Raw genomic sequence first — 4,494 nt, 5'->3', positions numbered from 1 at the left:
ACTATTCTCTAAGATAATTAACCTTGAGCACTCACCACCCATCTCTATGATGGTTTTTATTCCAGGATAAAATCTTGAGACAGCAGTTGATTGTGCTATTATATCGTTAACAAATTCGATCGAAAGTATTGAGGCAAGAAGTTTTCCGACAGAACCTGTAATACCGAGACAGTTGGCTGGTTCTGTCTTTTCAAGCAGGTCCATAGCAACCTTTAAAGTCTGCCCATAATGTCTTTCATAAGACTCGTGAATTATACTGAGATCTTCACTCAGTACTACGAGTTTTACACTGACAGAACCTGCATCAAGACCGATGTATCGCCTCCCTGCCATAAATCTCTCCTACGCGGTCCAAAAAATCTTTTGGATTTTTTGGTACGCCCCTTATGCGTCGTCTTTGAACCTTCCTTCAAGCTTACTCATCACCTGGGGAAATGTGGTATATTCAAGTTCATCGAGACTCAACCTGTGAGGTTCAAATGGTCCGTGTCTGCGCATATAGTCAGCTATAATATTAACGGTATGTCTTGCCTCGTCAAAACTTGGGTCGTCAAACATATCACGAGGCCCTATTAGTCTACCATTTGTTAGCTGAAAACCTGCTGCTATTACCCGTGGGGGACCATCAAACCTTGAAGGGTTAGCTTCATAGAATGCAACAGGCATTAAGGGCCCATGATGTGATCCCCTCATCCATCCTTCTACAAGGTGAGGAAATGCAAATGGCTCAAGCGCCTCACCAACAGCAGGGAAACCACTCTGTGTCCTTATAATCATCACCGGGTCATCCTTACCTATATATTTCCCTGCTATAAGTCCCAGTCTCTGTGTGGATGCAACTGCAGCAATCTCACCATCTGTTTTTCTATATATCGCCTTAACCATATATCGGTCTGTTGCTCCAAGAAGGATAAGGAGGTTATACATCTCTTCAGGACATGAGAGGGTAATCTTTTTCCCAGCCTTTACATCGAGAACCTCAAATATAAAGCCATCGTGCATGCTCGGGTCTATAACAAGACCTGCTGTATTGAATGGGTCCGCAAATATCTTAAAGAGCGGAAGGCTCCATGCACCTGGTGAGGTCTTGTCCGCCATAAAGACTATTACAGGTTCGCTTCTCCTTTCTTCAAATTCCATCTCAGCCACACCAGGACCCATACCCTTTACATTACCACTGAATGCGTCCTTAAGCATATCCTGCCCTGCACCATAGAGTTTCAATTCCTTTGCTACTTCAGTACACGATGTGAATGTATTCCATGCGAGCTTATGGACATCCTGATTATCTATACCTTTATCATGGGTCATGATAAGTTCAAGGTCGTCGCCACATCGTGTTACATGATAGTCTATCAACAAGTGTTTCTCTTTGGCTGATGACAACTTTTCATTTGCATGCTCGAGAAGCCTCGGATGGATACTTGAATGCCCTACATAACCACCTATATCTGCCTTTATTACGCTGAGTGTGACCTTCATAACTCCTCCTGACCGCAGCACCGCATCACCGCAGCACCGCAACATTATTTTGACAGTTCTCTTCCCAGTCTCCGCTCAATGGATTCAACTTTCTTCTTCAATCTGTTTGGCTTACCTTTCCTGTCGTCTATAGATATAGTCGTTATAGCACGCTCTGCGCCCCGCATAGTCTTATTATGACACTTCTTTATCAGGGCAAATATCTCATCCCATGTGCCCTCAACCACAGTTCCCATTGGATTGACCTTATATGGGAGTCCACTCTTATCCACAATATCGAGTACAGCGGCTAAGTAGTCGCCTATACTGCTACTCCCCGTACCTATTGGCACAATACTGAATTCTGCTAACATAATGCACCTCCTTTATACTTTTAAATCTACCTTCACCTTGAAAAACCTTATAGCAGGCATATTTCTGATGTTTTTTACACCTGTTTTCTCTGTTATCTCTTTAATTATTGACTCTATCTCTTCTTTTGATGATACAATAAGTGTAAACCATATATTGTATTTATGGTCACGCTCATAGTTGTGGGTAATACCATGATACGAATTGACGACCTTAATAAAATTATCGATCTTATTCTTGGTAACCTTTGCTGCGCAGAGTGTGCTTGAAAAACCAAGTTTTCTGGAGTCAAATGTTGCACCTATCCGTCTTATAGTGCCATTCTCTTTCAGTCTATTTATCCTTTCAAAGGCATCCTGCTCTGTAATCCCAACCTTTTCTCCGATTATTTTATAGGGTCTGGATTCTATAGGGAAACCTGTCTGTATCAGGTTAAGAATCTTTTTATCTATAATGTCCACGATTAATTTTACTACATTTATATCTTTATTTCAAATAGTCTCCTGCGTCTTCTTGCAGCACCTGTTTTGTATGCTGCCTTTGCTACCTCATTTGCTACAGATCTAACAACCTTCTTGTTAAATACACTTGGTATAATGTAATCCTCATGTAGTTCTCCTCTGGTTACTACAGAGGCTATTGCATATGCAGCAGCAAGTTTCATGTCGTCATTTATTTCAAATGCATGACTATCAAGTACTCCCCTGAAGAGTCCCGGGAAACAGAGGACATTGTTTATCTGATTGGAATAGTCGGATCTCCCTGTAGCCATAATCCTCACATAGGGTTCTGCTTCCTCAGGCATAATCTCTGGAACAGGATTTGCCATAGCAAAGACGATGGGATCTTTATTCATTTTCTTGAGTGCATCCACAGGAATTACACCTGGCCCCGAGAGACCAAGAATTAAGTCCGCACCCTCAGCAGCCTCTATGATTCCCCCTTTTACCATAGAAGGATTTGTATTCGCTGCATACCACTCTTTAACTGGATTCATGTTCTCTTTTCTACCGAGATATATTGTCCCTGTGCGATCTAACCCTATAATATTCTTTACACCTGCAGTCATCATCATCTTTGTGCATGCCACACCAGCAGCACCTATACCAACCACAATGACCTTTATCTCTTCTATCTTCTTTTTTACCACCTTAAGTGCATTTATCATAGCGGCAAGCACAACTACTGCTGTCCCATGCTGGTCATCGTGGAATACTGGTATGTTAATTTCTTTTTTCAGGCGTTCCTCAATCTCAAAGCATCGTGGAGAAGATATGTCTTCGAGGTTTATGGCCCCAAAAGCCGGTGAGATATATTTGATTGTTCGGATTATCTCATCTGTATCTCTTGTGGAAAGGCATATAGGGAATGCATCTATCCCACCAAATTCCTTAAAGAGCATTGCCTTCCCTTCCATAACTGGAAGGGCAGCCTCAGGTCCTATATCCCCGAGTCCAAGCACCGCACTCCCATCCGTAACTATTGCTACTGTATTTTTCTTGATTGTAAGGTTAAATGCCTTTCCTGGGTCATCACGGATAGCCATACAAACCCTTGCTACACCAGGTGTATAGACCATTGTAAGGTCATCTCTGGTCTTTACAGGTATCTTATTCCTGATCTCTATCTTCCCTCCGAGGTGCATAAGGAAGGTACGATCAGAGACATGGATGACCTTTACATCCATAACTTCTTTAATAGCATTTACTATCTCATGTCCGTGATTCTCATCTCTCGCTCTTACAGTAATATCCCTGATTATCGTGGATTTATTTACACTCACTATATCTACTGCACCGATATCACCACCAACCTGACCTATTGCTGATGCAAGCTTACCAAGCATTCCGGGGACATTTTTTATCTCAACCCTAATGGTCAGACTATAACTTGCACTTGGAGCTACCTCCATGAACTCAACCTCCTGAACTCTATATACCACAAAATCACTATTATTTTCAACAAACTATATTATTCTGCTGTCGAGATTAAAGATCTGTCCTGATACATTATCCATTTCTGTAAGACCGCATATGAACTCTGCAACCTCCTCGATGTCTGAAAGTCTTCCAATAACACTTTCACTCTTCGCCTTTTCTTTAACAGAAGGATGACTTCCTTTCACCATATCGGTAGGTAATACTCCAGGTAACACTGCATTCACCTTTATATTAAATCTACCCAGTTCAATAGCAGCAGACTTTGTAAGTCCTATCAATCCTGCCTTTGATGCGGCATAGGATGACTGCCCTGCCTTACCTTTTAAACCCGAGGCAGAACTTATATTTATTATATAACCACCATGTCTCACCATCACCCTTGCTACCTCTCTTATAGTATTAAATACCCCCTTCAGGTTTGTCTTCAATACCGTATCCCAGTCATCATCTGATGTCTTTAATAGCAGGTTATCCTTTGTAATACCAGCATTATTAATCAGGACATCTATCCTCCCCCATTTTTTCATAACCTCTTTTACCATCAATCTTACTTTTCTAACATCCCCTACATCAGCCTGCAGACCAATCGCATCACCACCTGAAGAAATTATTTTGCTCACTACCTCCTGTGCATCCTTATCAGATAAATGGTAATTAACAACAATCCTGTATTTTCTTTTTCCGAAGGCTAATGCAATCGTCCTGCCCAACCCCCTCGAGG

General features: G+C 41.7%; 6 protein-coding genes. All 6 read right to left on the bottom strand.

The window, feature by feature from the left end:
• A partial coding sequence (locus tag AB1488_02830) for a 2-hydroxyglutaryl-CoA dehydratase (GenBank protein ID MEW6409032.1) occupies nucleotides 1-333 on the bottom strand: 333 nt, incomplete at its 3' end.
• Nucleotides 334-384: 51 nt separating this feature from the next.
• Complete coding sequence (gene fbp, locus AB1488_02825; protein ID MEW6409031.1) at nucleotides 385-1,482, bottom strand: fructose-1,6-bisphosphate aldolase/phosphatase; 1,098 nt, start codon at nucleotides 1,480-1,482, stop codon at nucleotides 385-387.
• Nucleotides 1,483-1,526: 44 nt separating this feature from the next.
• Entirely contained in the window at nucleotides 1,527-1,835 is a 309-nt protein-coding gene (locus tag AB1488_02820; GenBank protein MEW6409030.1) for an MTH1187 family thiamine-binding protein, read from the bottom strand.
• Nucleotides 1,836-1,847: 12 nt separating this feature from the next.
• The gene (locus AB1488_02815) at nucleotides 1,848-2,294 is read right to left on the bottom strand and encodes an AsnC family transcriptional regulator (GenBank protein ID MEW6409029.1); all 447 of its coding nucleotides are present in this window, start codon (nucleotides 2,292-2,294) and stop codon (nucleotides 1,848-1,850) included.
• A gap of 17 nt (nucleotides 2,295-2,311) precedes the next feature.
• Complete coding sequence (locus AB1488_02810) at nucleotides 2,312-3,745, bottom strand: malic enzyme-like NAD(P)-binding protein (protein MEW6409028.1); 1,434 nt, start codon at nucleotides 3,743-3,745, stop codon at nucleotides 2,312-2,314.
• 54 nt (nucleotides 3,746-3,799) lie between these two features.
• A partial coding sequence (locus AB1488_02805; GenBank protein MEW6409027.1) for an SDR family NAD(P)-dependent oxidoreductase occupies nucleotides 3,800-4,494 on the bottom strand: 695 nt, incomplete at its 5' end.

This window comes from Nitrospirota bacterium (genome assembly GCA_040756155.1).
Lineage (GTDB): Bacteria > Nitrospirota > Thermodesulfovibrionia > JACRGW01 > JBFLZU01 > JBFLZU01.
This window is presented reverse-complemented; position numbering and strand designations above follow the sequence as displayed.

Bases quoted from the DNA above. Each gene is read 5' to 3' on its own strand.
- fbp (MEW6409031.1), bottom strand. From the start codon at position 1,482: ATGAAGGTCACACTCAGCGTAATAAAGGCAGATATAGGTGGTTATGTA.
- AB1488_02820 (MEW6409030.1), bottom strand. From the start codon at position 1,835: ATGTTAGCAGAATTCAGTATTGTGCCAATAGGTACGGGGAGTAGCAGT.
- AB1488_02810 (MEW6409028.1), bottom strand. From the start codon at position 3,745: ATGGAGGTAGCTCCAAGTGCAAGTTATAGTCTGACCATTAGGGTTGAG.